This window comes from Kitasatospora sp. NPDC088779, assembly GCF_040685395.1.
Lineage (GTDB): Bacteria > Actinomycetota > Actinomycetes > Streptomycetales > Streptomycetaceae > Kitasatospora.
This window is the reverse complement of record NZ_JBFBHW010000054.1, coordinates 1-26,302: the sequence shown is the minus strand read 5'-3', so window position 1 is coordinate 26,302 and position 26,302 is coordinate 1. Positions and strand designations below refer to the sequence as shown.

The following is a 26,302-nucleotide window of genomic DNA, read 5'->3' as shown; positions in this document are numbered from 1 at the left end:
CTCGCCGGGCCCACTGCGCCCGACCGTCCGTCGGCGGGTGGAGCCCCAGGGGCGGGCGGGGGCCGCCACGATCGCCGCAGTACCGGCCGTCACTCCGACGGCCGCACCTTGACGGCCCGTCCGCTATTGCCGGCCCGTCCCTGTGGGCCGCCGGGATGACTTCCCCCGCGTGCCGAATCGGCCCGGATGGTGTATACGGCATAGTCGTTTCGTCACCTTATGGCGTATTTATGCCGCCATCCACGCGTCCCGTGAACACCCTGGGGAGTCCCCGATGCCCGAAGTCAGACGCCGCTGGGGCTTGGCCCGAGCCTTCGAGGCACCGGGGAGAGCCGCCCCGAATCGGCGCGGCTGGTCCGGAGTACTCGCGGCCGTGCTGATGCTGGCGCCGGTGCCGCTCGTCCCGCTGCTGGCCGCCCCCGCCGCGCACGCGGCTCAGGCGTGCCCGGCGGATGCCGGCTACACCGACTGCCTGTCCTTCGCCTACACCGGAAGCGACCAGGAATTCACCGTCCCCACCGGGGTCTCCTCGATCAGGGCGAAGGCCTGGGGCGCGGGTGCGGCCGCCGACGGCGACACCGCCGCGGCCGGCCGCGAGCACGCGAACCGACCGGGCGCCGCCGGCGCCTACGCGACCGCGCTACTGGAAGTGACGGCCGGACAGCGACTGACGGTGGTACCGGGTCAGGGCGGGCGCTCGCACCCCGACGACGCCGCAGACTCCCCGGCGGCCCGCAACGGCGGCGCCTCCACCATCCGGTCGGGCCAGTCCCACACCCCCGCGGACACCCTGCTGGCAGCCGACGGCGGCACGGCCACGAGCGAGACTGAGACCGCGACCGCGAGCGGCACCGGTGCTGCCGGGGCCGGTCCTGAAGACGGGCCGCAAGGCCTTGCCCCTCACGTGACCGAGCGCCAGTACGTCACCGGGGCGGCCTTCGGCGGCTTCGCGCCGTCCATCACGGACGTCAACGGCGCCGATACCGACGCCAACACCGGCGCCGACGCGGCCAAGGGCGGCGGCCACAGCGGCGACGGCGGCAACGGCCTCGTCGTGCTGGAGTGGAAGGATCCCGGCGCCGGCGCCACGACGGCGAAGGCCGACCCGTCAGCGGCCTCGACGCCCACCGGCCAGAGCAGCGCTCCAGGAGCCCCGTCCCCGGAGACCACGCCGTCCCCGGAGACCACGCCATCCGCAGCGGCCGGACCGGCCGGCCCGAGCAGCGCCGCCCCGCTCGGCCGCTTGCCCCGGGCACCCGGCGACCCCCTGGACTGCACGGGCAACACGATCTACGCCATCCAGCGCGGCTCCTCCACCGCCGCGACCGGCACCCTGCTCGCCCTGGCCGCCGGCACCGTCGGCGGATCCAGCGTGACCGCGACGACGGTCAGCACGCTCCCCGCCGGGTCGGGCTTCACCAACGCCCTCGGAATCACCGACGGCGGCACCGCCGCCTACGTGGTCGACCAGACCCCGACCGTCGCCGGGTCCGTCAACGTGTACGGCTACAACGCGGCCACCGGGGCCTGGACCACCTACACCGGATCCGCCGGCGCCACCACCGACTCCTTCGTCGCCGGCGCGGTGAACCCGGCCAACGGCATCTACTACTACGCCAGCTTCGAACCCGGCACGGCGACCACACCCGGCGTGGCCACCCTCTACGGCTTCAACACCGTCACCAACACCGCGATCCCCGGCGTGATCGCCACGTTCGACCTGCCGGTCACCGGAGCCTCCGGCCCCAACGGCGACATCACCTTCGACGCGGCCGGCAACCTCTACGTCCTCTCCTCCGTCGGCACCGACGCCGCCATCGGTCGGGTGGCCGGGCCGATCCCCACCACGGGGTCGGCCACCGGTGTGCCGCTGACCGACACGGTGCTGAGCACCCTGCCCAACCCGAACGGCAACTCGTTCAACGGGGCGGCCTTCGACAACGCCGGAAACCTCTACATCGAGTTCGCCTCGGGGAGCACCACCTACCTGGAGCAGCTCAACCCGAACACCGGCGTGATCACGGCCGGGCCCACGCCGTACTCCAACAACGCGTTCCTGTCCGTGGACCTCGGCGCCTGCTCCACCAACCCGACCCTGGCCCTGCAGAAGAACATCGTCGGCCGGTTCGCCGAGTCGACCACCTCGAACGACCAGTTCGGCCTGGCGATCACCGGCGGCGGCATCACCCAGGGCAACACCGCCACCACGACCGGCACCAGCACCGGCGTCCAGGCACCCCCCGCCGGCCCGGTCATCGCCGTATCGGGGACCACCTACACACTGACCGAGACCGCCGTCTCCGGCAGCCTCGCCAACTACACCACCGCCTACGACTGCGTCGACACCGCCAACGGCAACGCCCCGGTCGCCTCGGGCACCGGCGCGACCACGTTCAACCTGCCGTTCCCGCCCACGGTGGAGGGCAAGAACAGCCCGATGGTGCTCTGCACCTTCACCAACACCCCGGTCCCCGCGACGCCCTCGCTCACGATCGTGAAGACCGCGTCCCCCACCACGGTCACCGCCGTCGGGCAGGTCGTGGACTACAGCTTCCTGGTGACCAACACCGGGAACGTCACGCTGACCGACGTCACGGTGAACGAGACCGCGTTCTCCGGCACCGGCACCCCGCCCGTGATCACCTGCCCGGCCGGCGCGGCCTCCCTCGCCCCCGGCGCGTCGGTGACCTGCACCGCCCCCTACACGGTGACGCAGGCCGACATCAACGCGGGCTCGATCACCAACACCGCGACGGCCACCGGCACACCGCCCACCGGCCCGCCGGTGACCTCACCGCCCTCCAGCGCGACCGTCACCGCGACACCGGCTCCGGCGATCACGATTATGAAGACCGCGTCCCCGACCACGGTTTCGACCGTCGGGCAGGTCGTGGACTACAGCTTCCTCGTGACCAACACCGGCAACGTCACCCTCACCAACGTGACGGTGAACGAGACCGCGTTCTCCGGCACCGGCACCCCGCCCGTGATCACCTGCCCGGCAGGCGCCGCCTCCCTCGCCCCCGGCGCGTCCGTGACCTGCACCGCCCCCTACACGGTGACGCAGGCCGACATCAACGCGGGCTCGATCACCAACACCGCGACGGCCACCGGCACACCGCCCACCGGCCCGCCGGTGACCTCACCGCCCTCCAGCGCGACCGTCACCGCGACGTCCAACCCGGCGCTCACCATCCTGAAGTCGGTGGATGCGACGGAACTGACCGGTGCCGGCCAGGTGCTGCACTACTCCTTCCTGGTGACCAACACCGGCAACGTCACCCTCACCAATGTCACCGTGAACGAGACCGCGTTCTCCGGCACCGGCACCCCGCCCGTGATCACCTGCCCGGCAGGCGCCGCCTCGCTCGCGCCCGGTGCGTCCGTGACCTGCACCGCCAGCTACACCGTCACGCAGGCGGATGTCGACAGTGGGAAGGTCACCAACACGGCGACGGCAACGGGTACCCCGCCCACCGGCCCGCCGGTGACGTCCCCGCCGTCCTCGACCAGCGTCCCGAACACCCCGGCCCCGGCGCTCACCATCGTCAAGTCCGCCTCGCCGAGCACGGTTTCGACCGTCGGGCAGGTCGTGGACTACAGCTTCCTGGTGACCAACACCGGGAACGTGACCCTGACCAACGTCACCGTGAACGAGACCGCGTTCTCCGGCACCGGCACCCCGCCCGTGATCACCTGCCCGGCAGGCGCCGCCTCCCTCGCGCCCGGCGCGTCCGTGACCTGCACCGCCAGCTACACCGTCACACAGGCTGATCTCAACGCAGGCAGCATCACGGACACCGCGACGGCCACCGGCACACCGCCCACCGGCCCCCCGGTGACCTCACCGCCCTCCAGCGCAACCGTCACGACGACCCCCAACCCGGCGCTCACCATCGTCAAGTCGGTGGATGCGACGGAACTGACCGCCGTCGGCCAGGTGCTGCACTACTCCTTCCTGGTGACCAACACCGGCAACGTCACCCTCACCAACGTCACCGTGAACGAGACCGCGTTCTCCGGCAGCGGCACCGCTCCCGTGGTGACCTGCCCGGCCGGCGCGGCCTCCCTCGCACCGGGCGCGTCCGTGACCTGCACCGCCAGCTACACCGTCACACAGGCCGACCTGGACGGCGGCAAGGTCGCCAACACGGCAACAGCGACGGGCACTCCGCCCACCGGCCCGCCCGTGACGTCCCCGCCGTCCTCGACCAACGTCCCGAACACCCCGGCCCCGGCGCTCACCGTGGTGAAGTCGGCTTCCCCGACCACGGTCACGGCCGCGGGTCAGACCGTCGACTACAGCTTCCTGGTGACCAACACCGGGAACGTCACACTGACCGACGTGACGGTGAACGAGACGGCCTTCTCCGGCAGCGGCACCGCTCCCGTGGTGACCTGCCCGGCCGGCGCCGCCTCTCTCGCACCGGGCGCGTCCGTGACCTGCACCGCCACCTACACCGTCACGCAGGCCGACCTGAACAGCGGGAAGATCACCAACACGGCGACGGCGACGGGCACTCCGCCGTCCGGGCCGCCGGTGACCTCCCCGCCGTCCAGCGCGACGGTGACCGCGAAGCCGCCGCACGGCCACCTGCCGAGCACCGGCGCGAACACCCACCTGGCCGGGCTGGCGGGGAGTCTCCTGCTCCTCGGCGGTGGGCTGGCGCTGGTGACGCGCCGCACCCGCCGTCGCGGCTAGCAACGGCGGCTGACGGCGGCGGTCCCCGGAGCATGGGCTCCGGGGACCGCCGCCGTTCTGTGCCCGTCCGTCGTCCGTCCGTCGTCCGTCCGGCCCGTGGGTGAGGGGCGGACGACGGGACGAACCTCAGCCGAACGGATGAACCTCCGCCACCGCCAGGCCCGCCGAGCCCGCGCCGCCCGCACCGGCACGGTAAGACAGGCCGGGCCCCTCTGCGGTGACACCGGTGTGATCGTTCCTGGCGCCGCCCACAGCCGAAGGAAGTAAGAGATGCGCGAAACCAAGCACAAGGCCCGAGCGGGTGCCGCCGCCGGCATCGCACTGCTCGCCCTCGCCGCCCTGTCCGGCTGCCGCCAGCCCCACAGCGGTGGCAGTCAGGACGTGCAGGCCGCTACGGCCGCGCCCTCCGAGGACGCTGCGAGCAGCGGTGAGATCGCCGTGCTGGAGCAGCCGACGCTGCCGCCTCCGTCGTCCGTCGCCAACGACCAGGAGAAGCGCAAGCAGGTCACCATCGGCACCTGCGAGGCGACCAAGGACGGCTGGCGCGCGGCCGGCACCGCGGTGAACCCCGGCGGCCGGGACGCGGACTACCGGATCGTCGTCTACTTCACCTCGGCGAAGGCCACGGTGCTCGCCCTCGGCGACACGGCGGTGAACGTCAAGGCGGGGCAGAGCGGCGCGTGGGAGGTGCGGCAGGCGTTCCACGCGCCGCAGGGGACCCTGTGTGTCCTGCGGGGCGTCAGCTGAGCGCCCACTGCCGGGGCCGGGTTCGGATTCGGGTGTCGGCGAGGTAGCTGCCTCCCGGCGTTCTAGCGCGGTGGGGGCCGGTTCTCGTCGCAGGTGGTGCGTTGGCCGTGGAGGAGGAGGGGGACGGCGCGGTTGGCGAGGGCTTCGGCGGCGCGGGCGGCCTGGGCGGGGGCCATGACGTCCGGGAGTTCGTGGGCGGGGACGAAGCGGGCGCCGAACAGGCCACTGCGGTGCTGCGGCGGGACGGTGAGGCGAGTGTCGTCGCGCACGGTGCCGCCGTCGAAGACCAGGTTGAGGCGCTCCAGGTGGCGGTCGGCCGGGGTGAAGTCGACGGCCAGGACGTCGGCGAGGCGCAGGTTGAGGCCGGTCTCGGCGTGGAGGTGGCGGGCGGCGGCGAGGTTGGGCGGCTCGTTGGGCTGGGCGGCGCCGCCCGGGAGGATCAGGCCGTCCATGTAGTCCGGGTCGACGAGCAGGACGTCGCCGCGCGGGTTGCGGACGAGGACGAGGCAGCCGAGCCGGCACACCGGCGGCTTGGCGAGCAGACGGGGGTCACGCATCGGGCGGTTCACTTCCTGAGGGCGGCGAGGAGTACGAGGGAGAAGCCGGCCCACCAGAGCAGGCGGACCAGGAGTTCAGTCGTCATGCGTCAGGCGCTCGTAGCGCAGCCCCTTGCGCAGCAGGTCCACGACCCGCAGGAGTTCGGACGGGCGGGCGCAGCCGAGGCCGATGAGGTAGCAACCCGTCCTGCGGCCGTGCTCCCAATCCACCTCGACGGAGGGCAACTTCACCCCGCCCAGGGCAAGGACGGTGATCAGGTCGTCGAGGACGTCGGCCGCCTGGCGCCGCTGGTCGGCCGTGGCCCGGTAGACCTTCTCCCCCATCACGCCCCCACCTGCCACCGAACCTCGAACCCCCGCCAGGCGCTGAAGGCGGCGGAGAACGAGGAGAAGGAGGCCAGCTCACCCGAGGTGCCGCTGCGCAGCCACTCCCCCGTCGTCTCGTTCCGCACCCGGTAACACCGGCCCTCCGGGTCCCACCGCACCCCGTAGCCGTGGAGGCGGGGAACTTGGGCATCAGCCATGGGAATAACCTTCCGCAGTCAATCCTTCACTTTCTGTGTGGGAAAGACTTGCGGAACGACCCCCTCCTAGGGAAGCATCTGAAGTCGCCAGTTCAGCATGGTTCAGTTGGGAAGCATCATGAACCGTAAGAAGCTTGATCCTGCGTCATCCCCGTACGCGACCCTCGGGATTCAGCTCCGCCGTTCACGCGAGGCACGCGGCCTGACCCAGACGGAACTCGGAGAGGCCATCGCCTACTCCGGCGCCTACATCTCCAGCATCGAACGCGGCATCCGCGCGCCGAGCCGCCGATTCGTCGATCTCGTGGACGAGCACCTCGCCACCGGCGGCACGCTCGGCCTGATGCTCGACCAGCTCGAACACAGCATCCTGATAGAGGGTTTCCCTGAGTACGCCGACAAGGAAGCCGAAGCGACCGTCATCCGGCCCTTCCAGATCGGGGTCATCTCAGGGCTGCTGCAGACTCCCGAGTATGCGGCAGCCTATGAACAGGCCTTCGTACGGCGCGGGATCGTCACTCAGCAGCAGGCCGACGAACGCATGCGGTTCCTCCTCACCCGGCAGGAACGGATCAACCAGCCGTCTCCGCCATACATCCAGGCCGTACTCGACGAGTGGAGCCTGCGACGGCCGGTCGGCGGACCAGCGGTGATGGTGGGCCAGCTGGCCCATTTGGAAGAGCTAGCCAGTCGGCCGAACATGACCATCCAGGTAGCCCCGATCAGCCTCGGGGAGAACCGGCCGTTCGCGCACCCAGTGACGCTTCTGACGATGCCGAATCGTTCGCTGCTCGGCTATTCGGAGAGCCATCTGCGCGGCCATCTGGAGCGCGACGCCGAAACCCTCGCGGGCTGGGCCAGGGAGTACGATCGGCTGCAAGCCGAGGCACTACCTCTGGCTGCGTCGCTTGAGCTGATCCGCGCAGTACGGAAGGAATTTGAAAGTGCACATTGACCTATCCGGCGCTCGCTGGCGCAAGAGCACGTACAGCGGCGGAGGGGGCGAATGCATCGAGGTAGCGGACGGCTTCCCCGGCATCGTCCCGGTCCGCGACTCCAAGGACCCCAACGGCCACACCCTCGCCTTCCCCTCCCCCGCCTGGCAGGCCTTCGTCACCGCCGTCCACGCCGGCGAGTTCGACGCCCGGTAGCAGCAACTCCGGCCCCGACGCCCCGATCCAGGGCGGCGGGGCCTTCTCAACCCCTCCACCCGGTTCAACCCGCCGCCGTGACCTCAGGGGTGATGAACGGATGATCTGGCCCAACACCGTCCGGGCGAACGTCAAGACCGGGCACGACCGGGAGGTGTTCGCCGTCTACCCGTACCGCTCGGCTGCCCGCAGTCGGTCTGGGCGCAGCTGATCGCCGAGGCCCGGTCCGACATCTTCCTCGCCGGCTACACCAGCTACTTCGTCTGGCTGGAGCAGCCCGCCCTGTTGCAGACTCTGCGGCGCAAGGCCGAGAGCGGCTGCCGGGTCCGGTTTCTCCTCGGGGATCCGGTCTCCGACACGACGCGTCAGCGCGAGCAGATCGAGGACGTGGCGCTCACGGTGTCCACCAGGATCAGGGTCACCCTGGAGAACCTGGCCAAGCTCTCCGGCACCGAGGGCATCGAGGCCCGGTTCAGCGCTCCGGACGACGGCCCGAACCACGTCGGCCTCTCCGTCTTCCGCTTCGACGAGCACGCCCTCGTCACGCCCCACCTCGCCCACACCGTCGGCCACGACTCGCCCCTGATGCACCTGCGGCGCAGCGAGGAGAACCGCATGTTCGACCGCTTCGCCGAACACGTCGAAGAACTCTGGTCCCGGGGCAGCGACATCCGTTCCGGCCCGCGCTGACACCTGCGTCTAACCCGGCGCCGGAGTGGGAAGTCATCCCCATCGACTTTCCACTCCGCCCGCAGGAGGCAACCGCGATGGACACCACTTGGCGCAAGAGCAGCTACAGCGGCCAGGGCGGCGAATGCGTCGAGGTCGCCGACGGCTTCACCGGTGTGCAGCCCGTCCGGGACTCCAAAGACCCCGACGGGCCTGTCCTCCTCTTCCGCTCCCCCGCCTGGCGGGCCTTCGTCGCCGCCGTCCGCGCGGGTGAGTTCGACGCCCGGTAGTGGCAATTCCTGGGTGGAACAAAGGAACTGTTGGGTGCTGGTGACAGCCTCGTCTCGGCCGTCCAGTCGCCCGTGGTGTCCGTGTGGCCGCGTGCGTCAGTGGTCGGGGGTGTGGGCAGCGGGGCGGACGGCGTCGGGCAGCAGGTGGAGTTCGTAGGGTGTGTAGCAGTCCGACATTTCGCTTCCGACCACGGCGCCGCAGTGGCAGGCACGGTTGGGTGGGCCGTCGCCGGGGGCTCCGCAGCAGCTGGGTGGCCCGGTCGTTGTTGTGTGCCAGGTGAGGCCGGTCCCGTCCTCGGGGTGCAGGACGAAGGTGTTCCGGGGTCCGGCCGAGACGACGACCGTTCCGTCGAAGTCGCTGATGCACGGGCCGCCGGGGTAGGCGGGAGGCCAGTCGTCCTGGTCCTCGGCCGGGACGAACGGCGGCCCGTGCGGCTGCGGATCGACGGCGTAGTGGCCACGGGGCATGGTGGGTGGGGCCTGTCGCCGGCCGTTGACGAGCTCGCCCTCGAACAGGTGCCGGGCAGGAACCGCCGGGAGGGGCTCAAGGTCGGCCGTGAGGGCCTCGCCGCAGGCGGCGCAATGAAAAATCGTCATCGCGGCATGTCTACAGCGACGGCCCTCACCTCGCAACGGGATTCCGTTCCCCCGCCGACCGGGGGCTCGTCAGAGGCTCCCCTGGAAGGCGGGTTCGGGGGAACCGGTCGCCGAAAGTCGCCGAAGCGCGAGGAAGCCCTGCCGAACGTGTTCGGCAGGGCTTCCTCTGAGACGGCCCGAGCTTGTGCACCGGTGACGGTGGCTATGCGTTCACCGCCGTCGGGCGCGGGTCAGTCCGAGTAGCGGCGGAAGAACTCACGATCCGGCCAGTCGTCGTCGAAGGACTCGATGAGGCGCTCGTACAGGCGGTGCCGGTTGACGCCCTTCTCCTGCCGGAAGAGGGCTTCGGCGTGGTCGAGCACCTCCTGCCACCGCAGGGCGTGCATGCAGTACTGCATCACCTCCAGGTTCCAGGGGTCGATGTCCTGCATGAGCGCGAGGAACCGCACACGGACCGCCGGCCTGCAGCGCTCCCCTGCGGCGGTGATGTGATCGGCCAGGTCCTCCAGGAGCGGCTCGACCTGGTCCACGCCGTCGGCGATCTGCTGGACCTTCAGCAGAAAGTCGATCTTGTCGAGGACGAGGCCGCAGCCACCGTCGTCAGCAGGGGAATTTGTACTCAACATACTTTCCTGTCGCGTCGAGTCCGACCTTGTTGAAGGCTTCAACGGCTGCGGCTTCGGCGTTGGTCCCGCGGGGCTTGTAGTGGCCGGACTTGTTGTTCACCTCTACCATCCTGCCGCTCTTGAAGCGGACCTCGCCAGCGGCCAGCACCTGTGCGCCCTTGGTGAGTGCGATGTGGCCGTCGCCCCGGCCGATCAGCAGGGTACCGTCGGTCAGAACCACGTACACGTAGTTGCCGGTGCGCGTGCCCACCGTGCCCGGGGCGAAGATCCTGGTCCAGCCGTCCTTGTCCTCCGGGTACAAGTTGTCGAACACCGTCGGGTTGGGGTCGTCGGACGCCGTGCTGTAGACCGGTCCCGAGGTGTTCGCGGCGAACCCGTAGGACGCGCGGAGTCCGGGGGCGCCGGGGACCAGGCAAACCTTGCGGAGGTCGTCCGCAACCTTGGCCTCGGCCTCAAGACCCCGGAGCGTGTCGCGGTCGACGGCGGGGTTGTTGCGAAGCACCTTGAGTGCCTCTTCCGTCCCGGCACCGCTGTCGAGGGTGAGGCGGAACTTGCCGACTGCGTCGGCCACCGAGTTGAAGCCCTTGAGTGCCGCTTCGCTGTAGCCGTTGAGGGTGGCCTGGAGGGCGAGCCTGGCCTCTTCGATGCCGACGCCGGCCTCCAGCGCGAAGCGGAAGGCGATGACGCCCTTGGCGGCCTTGGTCAGGGTGCCGACGGGGGCGACGGTCGCCGCCGCCCAGCCGCAGGACGCGTTCAGGCGGGGGTCGTTGAAGCACTTGACGAAGTCGTCGGTCAGCATGTGGAGGAGCAGCCGGGAGCTGTCCCCGCTCGTGCACACGCCTTCGGAGCCGCAGTAGACCTTGTAGTGCTGGGCGAAGTAGCTGTAGGTGAGCTCGATGGTGGAGTCGTACTGGGCCTTGCCGTCGAGTTGCTGGGTGTTGAGGACGAGAGTGTCCCACTTGCCGTACTTGCCCTTGCAGGCGTCGACGCTGAGCCCGACCTCGGGGCAGGTGCGCATGACGTAGTCGACGGTGCCAGAGATCCTGACCTTGACCGGGACGGTGCAGATCTGCTCCCCGGCGGAGTTCTTGTGCCACGTCTTGGAGTCGCCGAAGAGCCAGCCGCCCAGGGTGCCAGGGTCGTCGGCGATGCACTTGGACATGTCGTCCTTGACGATGTCTGGCTTCACGTCGTCGTGGGGCACGACCTCGACGTAGTACGCCCGGCCACCGTTGTCGCTGCCGCTGCCGTCGCTGCCGTCGTTGCCGGCGGTGCCGGCCGCGGTCTCGGCGGCGGCGGCCTCCGCTTGCTGCTTCTGCCAGACGGCGGCCCAGGCTTCCGCGGCGACCTTGTCGGCTTCGTCGGCGCTCTTGTGTGCGGCTGCGGCACTCGACTGGGCCTGGTCGGCGGCGTTCTTGGCGGTGGCCGCGTACTGGCGGGCCTGGGCCGCGTAGCCGGTGGCCATGGCCGCCGAGGCACTGGCACTGCGTGCTGCGGCGTTGGCGGAGGCGGCGGAGATCTGGGCCTGCTTGGCGTAGCCAGCGGCCTGCTGGGCGGAGGTCTGGCTCTGCTGGGCGGAGGCAGCGGCCTTGCTGGACCAGTCGGCAGCCTGGGCCGCCGACGTGCGGGCCTGGTTGGCGTAGCCGACGGCCTCGTCGGCGGCGCCGCGGGCGGTGGCGTAGGCCTGGGAGGCCTCGGCCGCGTACTGGCGGGCGAGGGCGACCGAGCCGTCGATGGTGGCGAGGTAGGACTGGATGGTGGCGACGTGGGTGGCGGTGACGGCGTCACGCTGCTGGGCCTTGGGCAGGCCCGTCTGCAGGAACGGCATCAAGCGGTCGGCCGGGCCGGAGAGGACGGCCTGGGCCGCGGCCTTCGTTTCAGGCCCACCACTGGTCAGGGCCTGGGAGACCAGGACTCGGTTGTCGTCGTCGCGGGCCTTGAACTGACCAATGGCCAGGAAGGCGCGGACGTCGTCGATCGTGCCGTCCAAGGCCTTGCCCGCGGCCTCCTTCACGCCGGGGCCACCGGCCGTCATGACCTGGGAGAGCAGGACCCTGTCATCGTCGTCCTTGCCCGGGTACTGCCCGGTAGCCAGGAAAGCGCGCACCTGATCGGGGGTGCCCACCGAGGCGGTCTCCGCCGCGAGACGCTTCTCCAGCTTGCCCGGGGCCTGGGAGATCGCCATCACGCTGGTGCGGTCGTCGCGGTCTCGGGCCACCGCCAGGCCGGTGTTCAGGAAGGTCTGGACGGCACTGTCATCGCCCTCCAGAGCGGTCTGGGCGGCGGCCTTGGTCCACGGGCCGCCGGCATCCAGCAGCCGCAGCGCAGCCTGACGGCCCTTGAGGAGCGCGGACTTCGGGTCGACCCCCGCGGCCGTCGCGTCTTTGATCAGCTGTTCGGTTTCGGTGGCGACCTGGGTTGCCTTGCCGGCCTCCCACACGGCGGTCCTGGCCTTCCGGTCCGCTTCGCGGGAAGCCTCGTCTGCGGCAGCCATCTCGACGGCCTGCTGCTCGTCCAGACGCTCCTGGTCGGAGGCGCGGGCGATGTCGGTGACCTTGTGAGCCTGCGTGGCGGAGTTCGCGGCCGAGTCTGCGGCGGCACCGGCCGCGGTGGCGGCGGCCTGCGCGGTGGCGGCCCAGCTTCCGGCGTTGCCAGCATGCTGGGCTGCTTCGTCAGCCGCGGCAGCGGCCGCGTCGGCGTGGTCCGCGGCGGCGGTGGCGGCCCGCTGGGCATCACCGGCCGCGGCGGCGGCGTCGCTGGCGATCTTCACGGTAGCGTTCGCCGCGCGGGTGGCTTCGGCCGCGGCACTCTTGGCTCGGGCGGCGGCCTGGCGGGCCCGGTAGGCGGCAGCGTCCGTCACACCCGAGTAGCCAGCCGCCTCGGCGGCGGCCTGGGCGGCGGCGGCAGCGTTGATACCCGCAGAGGCGGCGGCCTGAGCCGCGGCGCGGGCCTGAGTCGCGGCGGTGCCGGCCCACTGGCTGGCCTCAGCCGCAGCACGAGCGTCCACGGCGACATTGCGGGCGGTCACCGGCGCTGCACGCGCCAGGTCAGCCTTTCCCGCATCGCCGGCGGCCCCCGCAGCAGCAGCCAGCGCACGGGATGCGGCATTGCCCGCCTTCGTCGCGGCCGAGGCCGCGGCGGCCGCGGCGTTCGCAGCCTGTCGGGAGGCTTCGTTCGCGGCCTTGGCCGCCGACGAGGCGGTCTGAGCTGAGTCGGCCGCGCGCCCGGCAGCGTCCGCCGCGCGCCCGGCAGCGTCCGACGCCTGACCGGCCGAACCCTGCGCGGCCTTGGTCTCGGTGGCAGCCCGCTCGGCGGCCTCCTTGGCCAGACGGGTCGCGTCCAGTGCCTTACCCGCCGCGTCCTTGGCGGTCCGGGACTGCTCACCCGCCTGGGCGGAGGCATTCTTCGTCAGGTCCGCCAACTGCGCGACGGTCAGCGTCTCCTGGTCGTGGGCTGCCGCGGTCTGGTAGCCGTACTGCAGGAACTGCCGGACATCCTCCATCGTGCCGTCCAGCGCGGTGTTCGCGGCCTTCTTCACCTCCGGTCCGCCGGAGGTCATTAGCTGGGAGAGGCGGACGCGGTCGTCGTCTTCCCTCGCCTTGTATTGATCGACGTTCAAAAACCTGGTCACGTCGCCGAAGGAACCGTCCAGAGCCGCGTTGGCCGCGGCCCGCACGCCGGGTCCGCCTGCGGTCATGATCTGCGACAGCAGTACCCGCTGGTCGTCCTCGTAGGCCTTCCTGGCGTCCTTATCGAGGAAGGCCTGTAGGTCTGCCGCCGACCCCTTCAACGCGGCGGTCCCGGCCTCACGCACCCCGGGACCAGAGGTCGCGATCAGCTCCTCGATCCGCGTCCTCAGGTCCTTGTCGGCGGCGGCTGCCTGACCCATCATCAGGAAATTCTTCAGGTCGTCGGCCGAGCCCGTCAGAGCGGTCTCTGCGGCCCCGCGCACCGCGGGTCCCCCGGCCTGCCACGCCGCGACCACCTTCACCCGGTCCGCGTTCGGCCCGGTCGCCAGCGGCACATCGGCCGCCGCCGCCGGGATCACCAGAAGCCCCGTCAACAGGCTGCCGGCCACAAACCCGGCCACCAGCCGCGACCGGGCCCGTGATGTCAAAGACACCCTCATAGATATACGAATCCGTTCTGTGTGGGCGTGCCGGAGCGTCGTGCAACCAGTGGCACGACGTTCGGCGGCCCTGGAAATCGATCAGAAGCGTGGGGTGCGGGATGAAGCACCGCACCACGGCCTGCCGCACCGCCAGGAGGCGTTGCGGCAGGCGATATGCGTCATGTAGCGCCGGCCCAGCTCATGGCGTGTTCCGCCGGGAGCCAGCACGAGCGTGAATCAGCCGGTGATGGCGAAGGTCCAACCGGGCATGCTCTCCCAGGCGAGCCACTGGTTGTTCTGGTAGGTGGCGCGGGACATGGTGCCGTTGGTGCCGGTGGCGAAGAGTTCGAGGGCGTTGGTGTAGGCGTTGTAGGTGGCGGAGGGGGTGCCGGAGAACTTCCAGTCGCTGATGGTGCTCCAGTCGGCCCAGGTCTTGGTCTTGTTGTCCCAGTAGTTGTGGCCGAGTTCGCCGGTGTCGCGGACGGCGAAGAGTTCGACGGCGCCTGCGGCGGGATTGTAGACGGCGGTGGGGGTGCCGTTGAACTGCCAGCCGCCCATGGTGGTGATGTCGGACCAGCGGGCGCCGTTGAGGCTGTAGCTGTGGGCCATCGCGTTGTTGGTGGTGGTGACGAAGACCTCGGCGCTGTTGTTGGCCGGGTTCACGACGGCGGTGGGGCTGCCGGTCACCGCCTGGCCGCCGACGGTGCTCCAGTCGCCCCAGGTCCTGGTCTTGCTGTCCCAGTAGTTGTGGCCGAGTTCGTTCCGGTTGCTGGTGGCGAAGAGTTCGACGGCGTCGGTGGCGGGGTTGTAGAGGGTGGTGGGGGTGCCGGTGAACTGCCAGGTGCCCAGGCCCCGGACGTCGTCCCAGCGGGCGCCGTTGGTGCTGTAGGTGTGGGTCATGTAGCCGTTCGTGTCCAGGGTGAACACCTCGGCGGTCTGGTTCGAGGGGTTGAACACGGCGACCGGGTTGGCCTTGAGCTTGAGGGCGCTGGGGACGACGCTCCAGCCGGCCCACTTCTTGGTGGCCGGGTCCCAGTAGTTGTGGCCGAGTTCGCCGGTCTTGCGGATGGCGAACAGTTCGGTGGCCTTGGTGGCGGGGTTGTAGATCGTGGCGGGGATGCCCGTGAACTGCCAGTCCCCCAGGGCCTCCCAGCCGCTGTTCCAGCCCTTGCCCTCGGTGTTGGAGGCGTGGGCGAGGACGCCGTCGGTGCCCAGGGCGAAGATCTCCGCGGTCTTGGAGTCAGGGTTGTACACGGAGTTCACGACTGCGGAGGAGTAATCCACCGCAGTTCCCCATGCAGAAATGGCCTGCTGCACCCAGGGGCCGAGGTCGTCTACACGGCTGGAGGAGGCTCCGATGCGGGTCTCGGTGGAGGGTGTGCCCAGGCAGCCGCCCTGCCAGGAGCGGGATGCAACGCCGACAACCTCCGGGACGCCGTTCGTGGCACGCAGCAGGGGCGCGCCGGCGTCTCCCGGGCAGATGGCGGCTCCGCCGTCGGTCGGCGCAGTGTCCACACTGGTGGCGGTGACGGTACCGATGGCGTGGGTCGTGGCGTGAACCTTGGAGGGGACCCAGTCGGTGGCGGTGCGGCCATACCCGAGTACCCGCAGGCCCTCTCCAGTCACCGGGGCGGTGGTGGCGAGAGCGGCGGGCTTGATGTCCGTCACGGGGGTGGCAAGACGGGCCATGGCTAGGTCGCGATCGCCACGGGAAACGAGCTGGGCAATGGCGACCGACTTACCACCGATGGTGGCACTGCTCGGGACCGGGGGTGCTCCAGCGACGACGGCCGCCGGGTCGCTGGCGAAGCAGCCTGTCGAGGTGAGGAGCCAGTAGCGGTCGACGAGGGTGGCAGTGCAGGACCGCGAGTCCACGCTGCGTCCGGGCTGCCCGACCGTCACGGTGCCGACCGCCGGGTACTCGCCAGTGGAGGTCGGCACGCCCGGTCCGTCGGTGGCGTTGAGTTCGAGCAGCGTCGTCGCATCGGCAGACGCACCCTCTCCCAGCCCCGTCCACTTATTCTTGGGAACGTCGAAGGTGGTGATCCTGCCAGCGGTGTTCAGCGTGGCCTTGACCGTGTGGGCATCGCCCCGGATGTCGTAGACCTTAGGGATCTCCATCGCCAGGTAACCGGTGGGTCCGGTGATCGTGAAGCAGACCTGGCTGGGAGTGGTCGCTCGGCTGAGCAGTTGGAAAAGACCGGGACCTGAGGCGCAGTCGGCGAGCTGGATGTGTCCGTCGCCCGCCTTCAGGGTGATCTTCCGGTCCGCGAGGATTTTCTCGGCGTCCGGATAGGAGAAACTCTCCACCGCCACCGGCGGCGTGGCCTCCGGTGACGCGGCCGTAGCCGGCATCGAACCGGCCATCAGGGGTATCGCCAAGGCCACGCCGAGCGGCCAGGCCAGTCTTCTCACCGTACGCACAAGGACTCCCCAAAGAGACGCGCCGGGGGAGGCATACCAGCATCCCCCGAGCTGGCAAAGAAAAGATCAAGCGGACGCTATCGGCTGAAATCCGCGCACGTCAAAGCCATTAGCCGCGCTGCCGACTGGCCTCTGACCCGGAGTCAATCCCCCAGTGGCCGAACAAAACCGAACCTTCCGGAATAGTCCTCGCCTAAAGCGGATATTCCGGATGAATTCGGGCGAGAACCATCCTTTCACAGTCCGGCCGCGCTTCATCCCCATAGCGTCGAGCCAGGGCCAGGAGGCGCCAACGCCCCTGCGGGGCGGGCGGGAGCGGCGGCACGCCTGGCGTCCACGGCAGCGCCGGGGACACGGCGAAGGTGGAGGCGGACAGGCGCGCGCGGGATGACCCCGGTCCGGCCGCGGGCCCTACGCGGACGGCGCGCCCGTGTCCGCGTCCGCGGCGGGGGTGGTCAGGCGGTGGCGGGCCGCGGTGAGGAGTTCGTCGGACAGGGCGGGGTCCTCGCTGGCGCGGGCCAGGAGGAGGGCTCCGACCATGGTGGACAGGTCGGCGAGGGCGCTCTCGCGGTCGGCGGCGTCGGGCAGGTGCTGGAAGCCGTCGGCCAGGTCGCGCAGTCCGGCGGTGAAGGCGGTGCGCAGCGGGGAGCCGGGTTCGGCGCGGGCCGCGTCGGCGGCCAGGGCTGCGGCGGCGCAGCCCTGGCCGGGGTTGTCGCGGTGGGGGGTGGAGAGGTAGCGGGCGAGGAACTCGGCGCGGGGGGTGGGGTGTTGGGCGGCGGCCGGGTCGGGGGTGGGGTCGTCGGCGAGGCGGTCCATGGCTTCGCGGCGTTCGGTGAAGGCGGCTGTGAGGGCTTGGGCGACGAGGTCGTCCTTGGAGGTGAAGTGCCGGTAGAAGCCGCCGTGCGTCAGGCCTGCGGCGGCCATCGCCTGGGGGACGCTGACCTGGTCGGAGCCCTGCTCCCGGATCAGTCTGGCGGTGTGGTCGATCACCTCCTGGCGGTGGCGTTCGGCCTCGGCCCGTGACACGCGGGGCATGCCTGCGTTCCTTTCCTCGTCCTGCGGTGGTGGTGGTCCTACTTTCCCATCCGGGCTTCCCCATCCAGTTTAGATGATGGTAATAATCTAAACGTTGCGGTGCTCCGGCTACGGGCGCCGCCTTCCGAGAGCGAGGAACACGCACATGACCGTGATCGACGGCTCCACCGCCCTGGTCACCGGAGGCCTGCGCGGCCTCGGCCGGGCGTTCGTCGGGGAACTGCTGGCGCGCGGCGCGAAGAAGGTCTACGCCACCGCCCGCACCCCCGTGCCCAGCGAGGACGGTCGGGTGGAGGTCCTGGCCCTGGACGTCACCGACGACGCCTCGGTGGCCGCCCTGGCCGAGCGCGTCCAGGACGTCGACCTCGTCTTCAACAACGCCGGCGTCCTGTACCCGGGAGCGCTGCTCACCGGCGACCTGCGGCAGGTCCAGGCGACCTTCGACACCAACGTCCTGGGCCCGCTGCGCATCGCCCGGGCCTTCGCGCCGGTGCTGGCGGCCCGTGGCGGCGGGGCGCTGGTCGACATCCACTCCGCGCTGTCCTGGGGCGCGGGCGCCGGCGCCTACGGCGCCTCCAAGGCCGCCCTGTGGTCCCTGACCAACTCCCTGCGCCTGGAGCTCGCCGCCCAGGGCACCCAGGTCGTCGGCGTGCACCTGGGCTTCGCGGACACCGAGATGGTGGCGGCCCTGCCCGTCGACAAGATCCCGGCCGCCGAGGTGGCCCGCATCGTCCTGGACGGCGTCGAGCGCGGCGATCGCGAAGTCCTCGTCGACGACCTCACCCGGGCGCTCAAGTCCGCGCTCCCCGGCCCGGTGGAGGGCCTCACCATCCCCATCCGCCGCTGAACCGCGCCCCGCCGAAACCCGTCGAAACCCGCCGGCCACCGCCGGCCGACACCGAGGAGAACACCCATGCCCCTGTGGCACGTCTACCACCCTCCCGGCACCTACACCCCCGGGCAGAAGCAGCAGCTCGCCGCCGACATCACCGGGTTCTACACCCGCTTCGGGCTGCCGAAGTTCTACGTGATGACGCTCTTCCACGAGATCGGCGCCGACTCCTTCCACGTGGGCGACCAGCCCGCGCACGACGCGGTGCGGATCGTGGTCGAGCACATCGCCCGGCACACCGAGGACCCCGACCTGCGCAAGCGCACCCGGGAGGCCCTCGCCGCCCTCCTCGCGCCCCACACCACCGGGCGCGGCCTGTACTGCGAGTTCCACATCGACGAGACGCCCCGGGACCTGTGGATGATCAACGGGATCGCCCCGCCCCCGTCCCAGAGCGAGGCCGAACAGCTGTGGGCCCGCGAGAACCGCCCGATCCCCTACTGATTCCCTACTGACCTCCTGCTGACCTCCTACCGATCCCCTTCCGACCTCCTGCCGACCTCCTGTCGACGGACGCCCCGGCACGGCGCCGCCACGAGAAGTCGGACAGGTCGACTTCCCACTCCAGGACCCACCGCCCCGGCACCCCGCGGGCGGTGGGTCCTGGCGGATCCAGGCAGGTTCAGGCAGGTTCAGCCGTCGAGGGCGGCGGGCGCACCGGCGAGGAGGGCGTCGAGCAGGCCGGGGAAGCGGGCGTCGAGGTCGGTGCGGCGCAGGCTGACGAAGCGGTTGCGCCCGGCGACGCGGGTGGTGGTGACGCCGGCCTCGCGCAGGACGCGCATGTGGTGGGAGACGGTCGACTTGTGGAGGTGGTCCAGGCCCAGGTCGCGGGGGGCGCAGGAGTGTTCGGCGCCGTCGGCGTAGCTGAGCAGCAGGGTCATCCGGACGGGGTCGCCGAGGGCGTGCAGGACCGTGACGAGGTCGATGTCGGCGGTGGCGGGCTGGGGCAGCCGCTCGTCTTCGGTCATGGCGCGTGGTCCTCGTCGGCTGGACATTGGTTTGACAATCATCCACCCATCCCTAGTGTTTGACGAGCGTCAAACTGTTGCCCTATCGTCAAACAATCGGGGGGCTTTTCCATGCCCGTACGCCTGCTCCTGCTCGCCCTCGGCACCTTCGCCATGGGCACCGACTCGATGGTCGTCGCCGGCATCCTCGGCCCGATCGCCGCCGACCTGGGGGTGTCCGTGCCGGCCGCGGGCCAGCTGGTCACCGTCTTCGCGCTCGGCTACGCGCTGCTGGCCCCGGTGCTGGCCGCGCTCACCGCCCGCTGGCCGCGCCGGCGGCTGCTGCTGACCGCGCTCGCGGTGTTCAGCGCGGCCAACGCGCTCAGCGCGCTCGCCCCCGGCTACGGCCTGCTGCTGGCCACCCGGGTCCTGGCGGCGGCCGGGGCCGCGCTGTACACGCCGACCGCCAACGCGGTGGCCACCACCCTGGTCGCCCCCGAGCGGCGCGGACGGGCGCTGGCCACCGTGCTGGGCGGGATGACGGTGGCCACCGCGCTGGGCGTACCGCTGGGCACCTGGGTGGGGCGCGGCGACTGGCGGATGACGATGTGGCTGGTCACCGCGTTGGGCGTGGCGGCGCTGGCGGGGCTGGCGCTGCTGCTGCGCGACCTGCCGGCGCCGGTGGCGGCGCCGGGGCTGCGGGCGCGCCTGGCCCCGCTGGGGCAGCGGCGGGTGCTGGGGGCGGCGGCCACCACGCTGGCGTTCTTCCTGGCCTTCCAGTGCGTCTACATCTACCTGGCCACCGCCGTCTCGGGGGCGACCGGGGGCGACGCGGACCGGCTGAGCCTGGTGCTGCTGACGGCGGGCGTGATGTCGGTGGCGGGCAGCTGGCTGGGCGGGCGCCTGGTGGACCGGGTCGGGGTGCGGCGGGTGCTGCTCACCGGCTCGACGGTGGCGGCGGGCGCGTTCGCCGCGCTGCCGTGGCTGGGGCGCAGCATGCCGGGGGCGCTGGTGTACGCGGCGGTGGTGCCGCTGGCGGGGTGGGCGGTGTCGGTGGCGCTGCCGCACCGGCTGGCGTCGATCGATCCGGGGAACGCGCCGCTGCTGATCTCGCTGAACAGCAGTGCGCTGTACCTGGGGACGGCGGCCGGGGGTGTGGCGGGCAGTGCGGCGATCGCGGTGCTGGGCGGGCGGTGGTTCCCGTTCGCGGCGGCGGGGCTGGCGCTGGTGGCGGCGGTGACGGCGGCGGCGACCACGCGGGACGCGCGGGCGGGTGCGCCGACGGAGGAGGAGGCGACGGTGCCGGCGCCGGCACCGGCACCGGCACCGTCGCGGTCCTGATCCTCGGACGGGCGGGGTTCGGCGGGCGGGGTCTCAGCGGGCGGAGCCGAGGTTGCGGTCGGCCTCGGCTCCGGCGAGCAGCAGGGTGGTCTCCTCGATGCGGCGCAGGCGCCCGCAGGGGCCGTACTGGCCGAAGAGGTAGACCTCCATGGAGACCTGGGCGCCGTCGGTCTTGAGGACGTCGACGGTGTGCCGGGTGGCGGTGCGGTCGCCGTCGTGGAGTTCCTCGTGGACCTCGACGCGGCCGGAGGCGACCACGGCGCGCAGGTGGCGGATGTGCTCGGTGAAGGCGGCGCGGTCGTCCCAGCGGCCGTCGGTGCGCTGGCGGTAGTCGGGGGTGAAGTGGCGCTCGACGGCGGTCTCCAGGTCGAGGCCGGGGGTGAAGAGCAGGTCGTCGAGGGCGGCGGCGATGGTGGTGCGGGGGGCGGTGGCGGGCATGGGGGTTCCCTTCTCGGAATCCGACAATGCGTGCGTGGCGCACGCTTCATGGGATGAGCGTACCCCAGGAACGCGTGCGTCGCGCACGCTATGATCGGGGGGTGGACCACTCCCCCGAAATCCCCGACCCCGACCCCGACCCCGACCCCGACCCCGTTCCTGAAACTGCCTCCGGCCTCGGGGACGCCGTCGCCCAGGCCCTGGCCGTCCTGCTGCGCCGCCCCGCCCGCGCCGCGCTCTACCGGCGCCTGACCGAGGGCCTGGGCGAGGCGGTGGACGAGGTCACCTACCCCGTGCTCTCCGGCCTGGCCCGCACCGGGGCGCGCAGCGCCGCCGACCTGGCCGCCGAGATCGGCCTGGACCGCTCCGGGGTCAGCCGCCGGGCCACCCGCCTGGAGGAGGCCGGGCTGCTGCGCCGCGAGGCCGACCCGCGCGACCAGCGCGCCACCCTGCTGACCCTGACCGGCGCCGGCGAGCGCACCGTGGCGGTGATGCGCCGGCGCCTGGCCGGCGGCATCGAGGAGGCGCTCGCCTCCTGGCCGCCCGGGGAGGCCGAGGCGTTCGCCCGGTCGCTGCGGCGCTTCACCGAGCAGGGCCCGTTCGGCTGAGCACGGGGCGAAGGGACGGCGGAGCGAAGGAGCAACGGGGCCAAGGGGCGCACGGGGCGGCGGGGTTAAGGGGCGACGGGGCGCGCGGGACAGCGCCTCCGGGAAGGACGGGCCCGGAAAACGCGGGTGCCCCGGGCCGGGGAACCGGTCCGGGGCACCCGCGGGCGCGGGATCAGGCGCCGAGGACCTCGCCGACCAGGGCGCGGGCCTCCTCCTGCACCCGGGCCAGGTGGCCGGTGCCGAGGAAGGACTCGGCGTAGATCTTGTAGACGTCCTCGGTGCCCGAGGGGCGGGCCGCGAACCAGGCGTTGTCGGTGCACACCTTGATGCCGCCGATCGGTGCCCCGTTGCCGGGCGCCTCGGCCAGCACCGCGGTCACCGCCTCGCCGGCCAGCTCGCCCGCGGTGACCTGCTGCGGGGAGAGCCGGGCCAGGCGCGCCTTCTGCTCGCGGTCGGCCGGGGCGTCCACGCGGGCGTAGGCGGGGGCGCCGTGGCGCTCGGTCAGCTCGCGGTAGTAGGCGCTGGGGGTGGCGCCGGTGACGGCGGTGATCTCGGAGGCCAGCAGGGCCAGCAGGATGCCGTCCTTGTCGGTGGTCCACACCCCGCCGTCGCGGCGCAGGAACGAGGCGCCGGCCGACTCCTCGCCGCCGAAGGCGATCGAGCCCTCCGCCAGCCCGTCGACGAACCACTTGAAGCCCACCGGCACCTCGACCAGTTCGCGCTTGAGGTCGGCGGCGACCCGGTCCAGCATCGAGGAGGACACCAGCGTCTTGCCGACCGCGGCGTCGGCGGGCCAGTCCGCGCGGTGGCGGTACAGGTAGTCGACGGCCACCGCCAGGTAGTGGTTGGGGTTCATCAGGCCGCCGTCGGGGGTGACGATGCCGTGCCGGTCGGCGTCCGCGTCGTTGCCGGTGGCGATGGCGTACTCGTCCTTGCGGCCGATCAGGGAGGCCATCGCGGACGGCGAGGAGCAGTCCATGCGGATCTTGCCGTCCCAGTCCAGCGTCATGAACCGCCAGGTCGGGTCGGTGACCGGGTTGACCACCGTCAGGTCCAGGCGGTGCGTCTCGGCGATGCGCGCCCAGTACGCCACCGACGCCCCGCCCAGCGGGTCCGCGCCGATGCGCAGCCCGGCCGCGCGCACCGCGTCCAGGTCGAGCACGGCGGGCAGGTCCTCGACGTAGGTGCCCAGGTAGTCGTGGCGCCCGGTGGTCGCCGCCGCCAGCGCCCGCGCGTACGGGACGCGCTTGACGCCGCGCAGGCCCTCGCGGATCAGCTCGTTGGCGCGGTCCTGGATCCAGCCGGTGGCCTGCGAGCCGGCCGGGCCGCCGCTGGGCGGGTTGTACTTGAAGCCGCCGTCGCGCGGCGGGTTGTGCGAGGGGGTGACGACGATGCCGTCCGCCAGCGCCCGGGGGCTGCGCCGGTTGTGGGCCAGGATCGCGTGCGAGACCGCGGGCGTGGGGGTGTAGCCGTCGGCCGCGTCCAGCAGCACCTGCACGCCGTTGGCGGCCAGCACCTCCACCGCCGTCACCTTCGCCGGCTCCGAGAGCGCGTGCGTGTCGGCGCCCAGGAACAGCGGTCCGGCGATGCCCTGTTGGGCCCGGTACTCGCAGATCGCCTGCGTGGTCGCGGCGATGTGGTCCTCGTTGAACGCGGCGTCCAGCGAGGACCCGCGGTGGCCCGAGGTGCCGAACGCCACCCGCTGGCCGACCTCCTGAGGGTCCGGGTTCAGCGCGTAGTACGCCGTCACCAGCCGCGCCACATCCACCAGGTCATCCGGCTGCGCCAACTGCCCGGCCCGTGCGTGTGCCATCCGTCTTCTCCCGCCAACTTCCCGTACGCGTCCTTGCCCCGTGCCACCGATCGTAGCCAGAACGCGACCGTGCCCCGAACCGCGAGGCGGGGCGGGGCACGGCGGGGCCGGGGTTCAGGGGCCGGGGTTCAGGCGGGCAACTGCTGGCGGTAGGCGTCCAGGGCGGGGGCGGTGGTGGTGGCGAGGAACTCGGTCACCGTGTAGGCGACCAGGCCCTCGCGGGCGAAGGGGTCGGTGCGGGTCAGCTCCTCGACCGCGGCACGGTCCTCGCCCAGCGCGATGATCACCCCGCCCTCGCGCGGCACCTTGCGGCCCGAGGCGAGGAACGTACCGGCCTCGTAGTGCCCGCGCAGCCACTCCACGTGCTGCGGCAGGACGGCGTCGATGCGCTCCAGCGGGGCGGTGTACGTCAGCTCAAGTACGAACATGCGACCAGGCTAGCCCCGCACGGCAGGGGCCTCGCGGCCGGGGCTCGCGGCGTGTACCGGACCCCATTGTGCCAGTTCAGCGGGGGGTTGCGGTAGGACGCAGAGCACCCGGATCACGCCTTGCCGGGCGGCGGGCGCAGCCCGCAGACTCGTCCGCATCCACTCCTTCGGCCACGCGCCGGCCCCCTGCCCAGGGCGGCCGGGGCGCGCGCCGTGCTGCGCACGGGCCGTACGGCGCCGGGGGCGGTGGGCGGTGAACGGACGAAGGGGGACGCGAGGATGACGGTGCACAGGGACGTGACGCACAAGGACGTGGCGCACAAGGATGTGGCGCGCAGGGACGTGGCGCACAGGGACCTGGTGCTCAAGGCGCGGGTGCGGCTGCTGAGCCACAACGAGTGGGTCCTGGACGCCCCGGAGGGGCTGTGGGTGTACCGGGCGCTGTTCCCGGTCAGCCCGCGCGTGTACGCCTACAAGCTCGCCCACGTGCTGTGGACGGCGGCCGACTCGCCGCGGGTGGCGCACCTGCCCGAGACGCGGCGGGCGCTGCTGGAGGAGGCGCGGGCCGCCTGCGCGCACATCCCCGCCGGCGCCCCGGCCCACCAGGTGCGGATGCGGGAGTACGTCGCGGCCGCGCTGGCGGGGCTGGAGCGGGAGCAGCAGGAGGGGCGTGCGGGGAGGTAGGTGGTCGCGGGGTGGTTGCGGTACAACAATCCCTATTTGACGACTGATCGGAGAAGTTCTCGTATGAGCAGTTCAGGTCTGTCCCGCCGCGCACTGATCGCCGGCGCCGGCGCCGCCGTCGTCGGCTGGAACACCGCCGCCCGCGCCTGGGCCGCCGAGCCGGGCGAGAACGTGGATCAACTGCCCGCCCTGGACGGCACGGTGGCCCTGCGGGGCGCCGAGGTGGAACGGTTCTCCTCCGACTTCGGGCACCTGGTCACCGCCTCGCCCCGCGCGGTGCTGCGCCCGGCCTCGGTGCGCGACGTGCAGAAGGTGGTGGCCTTCGCCCGGCGCCACCGCATCCCGGTGGCGGTCAACGGGCAGAGCGGCGACCAGGCGGTCGTCGGCGACGGCGGGCTGGAGTCGCACTCCAGCTACGGCCAGGCCAACCCCCGCGGCGGCATCGCGATCGACGCCCGGGGGCTGTCGCGGGTCCTCTCCGTCGAACCCGGGCTCGCCGTGGTGGAGGCGGGCGCCACCTGGGCGCAGCTGACGGACGCGGCGCTGGCGGCGGGCTGGATGCCGCCGTGCCTGACGGACTACCTGCACCTGTCGGTGGGCGGGACGCTGAGCGTGGGCGGCATCGGCGGGGCGGTGCAGCGCCACGGGCTGCAGGCGGACACCGTGCGGTCGCTGGACGTGGTGACCGGCACCGGCGAGCTGGTGACGGCCTCGCGCGAGCACAACCGGGAGCTGTTCGAGGCCGTGCTGGCCGGCGGCGGGCAGGTGGGGATCATCGTGCGGGCCACGCTCGCCCTGGTGCCGGTGCGCGAGCGCGCCACCGTGTTCACCCTGGCCTACGACGACGCGGACCTCTACCGCGCGGACCAGGAGAAGGTGCTGGCCCAGGGCCGCTTCGACCTCCAGGTCGGCAACGTGGTGCGCAGCGCGGACGGGCAGCGGTGGCGCTACACGGCGGAGCTGGTGGCCTACGGGGACGCGGGGCGGGCGGTGGACCGGGAGGCGCTGCTGGCGGGGCTGCACGGGGTGCCGGGCGAGACGACGGTGGTGGAGCAGAGCTGGCGCGAGTACGCGTTCCGGGTGGACGCGTTCGCGGGGTACCTGCGCGCGGCCGGGTTCTGGGGGCTGGCGAAGCCGTGGCTGAGCCTGTTCCTGCCCGCCTCGACGGTGGGGGTGTTCATGCGCGAGGCGACCGCGCTGCTGACGGCGGCGGACCTGGGGGCGGGGCTGCTGCTGTTCTACCCGTACGCGCGGGCGCGGGTGGGGGCGCCGCTGGCGGTGCTGCCGCAGGAGCCGGTGGGCTGGCACTTCGACCTGCTGGCGTTCCCGGCGCCGGGGACGGACACGGCGGCGATGCTGGAGCGCAACCGGCGGCTGTACGACCGGGCGGTGGAGCTGGGCGGCAAGCGCTACCTGATCGGGGCGGTGCCGGGGATGACGGGGGCGGACTGGCGGCGCCACTACGGCGGCCTGTGGGAGCGGGTGGAGCGGGCCAAGCGGCGGTGGGATCCGGCGGGGATCCTGGCGCCGGGCCAGGGCATCCACGCCGGCTGACGGCCGGGCCCCCGGGCCGCCCGCGGGGGCGGGCGGCCCGGCGGGGGGCGGGCGGCCCGGCGGGGGGCGGGCGGCCCGGCGGGGGGCGGGCGGCCCCCGCCGGGGGGCGGGCGGCCCCCGCCGGGGGGCGGGCGGCCCCCGCCGGGGGGCGGGCGGCCCCCGCC

The 26,302-nt window shown here is 72.1% G+C and carries 24 protein-coding genes; 12 read left to right on the top strand and 12 right to left on the bottom strand.

Annotated features, from left to right (window positions below):
* Nucleotides 1-274 precede the first annotated feature (274 nt).
* Entirely contained in the window at nucleotides 275-4,702 is a 4,428-nt protein-coding gene (locus tag AB0P03_RS33910) for an LPXTG cell wall anchor domain-containing protein (RefSeq protein WP_363632422.1), read from the top strand.
* A gap of 270 nt (nucleotides 4,703-4,972) precedes the next feature.
* Entirely contained in the window at nucleotides 4,973-5,449 is a 477-nt protein-coding gene (locus AB0P03_RS33905) for a hypothetical protein (RefSeq protein WP_363589746.1), read from the top strand.
* 62 nt (nucleotides 5,450-5,511) lie between these two features.
* Here AB0P03_RS33905 and AB0P03_RS33900 read toward each other — a convergent pair whose 3' ends face one another.
* From AB0P03_RS33900 to AB0P03_RS33890, 3 genes are all read right to left on the bottom strand, one after another.
* Nucleotides 5,512-6,006, bottom strand: a complete 495-nt coding sequence (locus tag AB0P03_RS33900) for an NUDIX domain-containing protein (protein WP_363632420.1) — start codon at nucleotides 6,004-6,006, stop codon at nucleotides 5,512-5,514.
* 75 nt (nucleotides 6,007-6,081) lie between these two features.
* Nucleotides 6,082-6,330: a hypothetical protein gene (locus tag AB0P03_RS33895; protein ID WP_363632419.1), complete on the bottom strand. Its 249-nt coding sequence runs from the start codon at nucleotides 6,328-6,330 to the stop codon at nucleotides 6,082-6,084.
* Complete coding sequence (locus tag AB0P03_RS33890; RefSeq protein ID WP_363632417.1) at nucleotides 6,330-6,458, bottom strand: hypothetical protein; 129 nt, start codon at nucleotides 6,456-6,458, stop codon at nucleotides 6,330-6,332. Before AB0P03_RS33890 ends, AB0P03_RS33895 begins: the two co-directional genes overlap by 1 nt.
* Nucleotides 6,459-6,648: 190 nt before the next feature.
* Between AB0P03_RS33890 and AB0P03_RS33885 the strand changes: the two genes are divergently transcribed.
* From AB0P03_RS33885 to AB0P03_RS33870, 4 genes are all read left to right on the top strand, one after another.
* Complete coding sequence (locus AB0P03_RS33885) at nucleotides 6,649-7,485, top strand: helix-turn-helix transcriptional regulator (protein ID WP_363632415.1); 837 nt, start codon at nucleotides 6,649-6,651, stop codon at nucleotides 7,483-7,485.
* Entirely contained in the window at nucleotides 7,469-7,681 is a 213-nt protein-coding gene (locus tag AB0P03_RS33880; RefSeq protein WP_363632413.1) for a DUF397 domain-containing protein, read from the top strand. The genes AB0P03_RS33885 and AB0P03_RS33880 overlap by 17 nt, the downstream gene beginning before the upstream one ends.
* A 285-nt stretch (nucleotides 7,682-7,966) precedes the next feature.
* Nucleotides 7,967-8,371 carry a DUF5919 domain-containing protein gene (locus tag AB0P03_RS33875; RefSeq protein ID WP_363632412.1) on the top strand — a complete coding sequence of 135 codons (405 nt, stop codon included), beginning with the start codon at nucleotides 7,967-7,969 and terminating at the stop codon, nucleotides 8,369-8,371.
* Between the two features lie 77 nt (nucleotides 8,372-8,448).
* Nucleotides 8,449-8,640, top strand: coding sequence for a DUF397 domain-containing protein (locus AB0P03_RS33870; RefSeq protein ID WP_363632410.1), 192 nt, complete (start codon nucleotides 8,449-8,451; stop codon nucleotides 8,638-8,640).
* A 96-nt stretch (nucleotides 8,641-8,736) separates the two neighbouring features.
* Here the strand turns inward: AB0P03_RS33870 and AB0P03_RS33865 are convergent, their stop codons facing one another.
* The 5 genes from AB0P03_RS33865 to AB0P03_RS33845 form a co-directional block, all read right to left on the bottom strand.
* Nucleotides 8,737-9,237 (bottom strand): hypothetical protein, encoded by a 501-nt coding sequence (locus tag AB0P03_RS33865; protein ID WP_363589191.1) that lies wholly within the window; start codon nucleotides 9,235-9,237, stop codon nucleotides 8,737-8,739.
* A 230-nt stretch (nucleotides 9,238-9,467) separates the two neighbouring features.
* The gene (locus AB0P03_RS33860; RefSeq protein WP_363589189.1) at nucleotides 9,468-9,860 is read right to left on the bottom strand and encodes a hypothetical protein; all 393 of its coding nucleotides are present in this window, start codon (nucleotides 9,858-9,860) and stop codon (nucleotides 9,468-9,470) included.
* Nucleotides 9,838-13,992: an ALF repeat-containing protein gene (locus AB0P03_RS33855; RefSeq protein ID WP_363632408.1), complete on the bottom strand. Its 4,155-nt coding sequence runs from the start codon at nucleotides 13,990-13,992 to the stop codon at nucleotides 9,838-9,840. The genes AB0P03_RS33860 and AB0P03_RS33855 overlap by 23 nt, the downstream gene beginning before the upstream one ends.
* Before the next feature lie 219 nt (nucleotides 13,993-14,211).
* On the bottom strand, nucleotides 14,212-16,290 hold the full coding sequence (locus AB0P03_RS33850; RefSeq protein WP_363632406.1) for a trypsin-like serine protease: 2,079 nt from the start codon (nucleotides 16,288-16,290) through the stop codon (nucleotides 14,212-14,214).
* A 519-nt stretch (nucleotides 16,291-16,809) separates the two neighbouring features.
* Nucleotides 16,810-17,433 carry a TetR/AcrR family transcriptional regulator gene (locus AB0P03_RS33845; RefSeq protein WP_363632405.1) on the bottom strand — a complete coding sequence of 208 codons (624 nt, stop codon included), beginning with the start codon at nucleotides 17,431-17,433 and terminating at the stop codon, nucleotides 16,810-16,812.
* A gap of 145 nt (nucleotides 17,434-17,578) precedes the next feature.
* On the opposite strand from AB0P03_RS33845, the gene AB0P03_RS33840 reads away from it, so the two are divergent.
* Together AB0P03_RS33840 and AB0P03_RS33835 are read left to right on the top strand one after the other, a co-directional pair.
* Complete coding sequence (locus AB0P03_RS33840) at nucleotides 17,579-18,280, top strand: SDR family oxidoreductase (RefSeq protein WP_363589182.1); 702 nt, start codon at nucleotides 17,579-17,581, stop codon at nucleotides 18,278-18,280.
* Between the two features lie 66 nt (nucleotides 18,281-18,346).
* A complete protein-coding gene (locus tag AB0P03_RS33835; RefSeq protein WP_363589180.1) occupies nucleotides 18,347-18,769 on the top strand; it encodes a tautomerase family protein in 423 nt (140 codons plus the stop codon).
* A gap of 188 nt (nucleotides 18,770-18,957) precedes the next feature.
* Here the strand turns inward: AB0P03_RS33835 and AB0P03_RS33830 are convergent, their stop codons facing one another.
* Nucleotides 18,958-19,293: a transcriptional regulator gene (locus AB0P03_RS33830; protein WP_363589178.1), complete on the bottom strand. Its 336-nt coding sequence runs from the start codon at nucleotides 19,291-19,293 to the stop codon at nucleotides 18,958-18,960.
* A gap of 111 nt (nucleotides 19,294-19,404) precedes the next feature.
* On the opposite strand from AB0P03_RS33830, the gene AB0P03_RS33825 reads away from it, so the two are divergent.
* The gene (locus tag AB0P03_RS33825) at nucleotides 19,405-20,613 is read left to right on the top strand and encodes an MFS transporter (RefSeq protein WP_363632403.1); all 1,209 of its coding nucleotides are present in this window, start codon (nucleotides 19,405-19,407) and stop codon (nucleotides 20,611-20,613) included.
* 33 nt (nucleotides 20,614-20,646) lie between these two features.
* Here AB0P03_RS33825 and AB0P03_RS33820 read toward each other — a convergent pair whose 3' ends face one another.
* On the bottom strand, nucleotides 20,647-21,051 hold the full coding sequence (locus AB0P03_RS33820; RefSeq protein WP_363632401.1) for a nuclear transport factor 2 family protein: 405 nt from the start codon (nucleotides 21,049-21,051) through the stop codon (nucleotides 20,647-20,649).
* Nucleotides 21,052-21,251: 200 nt separating this feature from the next.
* On the opposite strand from AB0P03_RS33820, the gene AB0P03_RS33815 reads away from it, so the two are divergent.
* Nucleotides 21,252-21,659: a MarR family transcriptional regulator gene (locus tag AB0P03_RS33815; protein ID WP_363624086.1), complete on the top strand. Its 408-nt coding sequence runs from the start codon at nucleotides 21,252-21,254 to the stop codon at nucleotides 21,657-21,659.
* A 172-nt stretch (nucleotides 21,660-21,831) separates the two neighbouring features.
* Here the strand turns inward: AB0P03_RS33815 and pgm are convergent, their stop codons facing one another.
* Together pgm and AB0P03_RS33805 are read right to left on the bottom strand one after the other, a co-directional pair.
* The gene (gene pgm, locus AB0P03_RS33810; RefSeq protein ID WP_363632400.1) at nucleotides 21,832-23,472 is read right to left on the bottom strand and encodes a phosphoglucomutase (alpha-D-glucose-1,6-bisphosphate-dependent); all 1,641 of its coding nucleotides are present in this window, start codon (nucleotides 23,470-23,472) and stop codon (nucleotides 21,832-21,834) included.
* Between the two features lie 128 nt (nucleotides 23,473-23,600).
* Nucleotides 23,601-23,900, bottom strand: coding sequence for a YciI family protein (locus AB0P03_RS33805; RefSeq protein WP_363632399.1), 300 nt, complete (start codon nucleotides 23,898-23,900; stop codon nucleotides 23,601-23,603).
* Nucleotides 23,901-24,179: 279 nt separating this feature from the next.
* On the opposite strand from AB0P03_RS33805, the gene AB0P03_RS33800 reads away from it, so the two are divergent.
* Nucleotides 24,180-24,584, top strand: coding sequence for a hypothetical protein (locus AB0P03_RS33800; RefSeq protein ID WP_363632397.1), 405 nt, complete (start codon nucleotides 24,180-24,182; stop codon nucleotides 24,582-24,584).
* Nucleotides 24,585-24,647: 63 nt separating this feature from the next.
* Entirely contained in the window at nucleotides 24,648-26,138 is a 1,491-nt protein-coding gene (locus tag AB0P03_RS33795; protein WP_363632395.1) for an FAD-binding protein, read from the top strand.
* The last annotated feature ends 164 nt before the right edge of the window (nucleotides 26,139-26,302 follow it).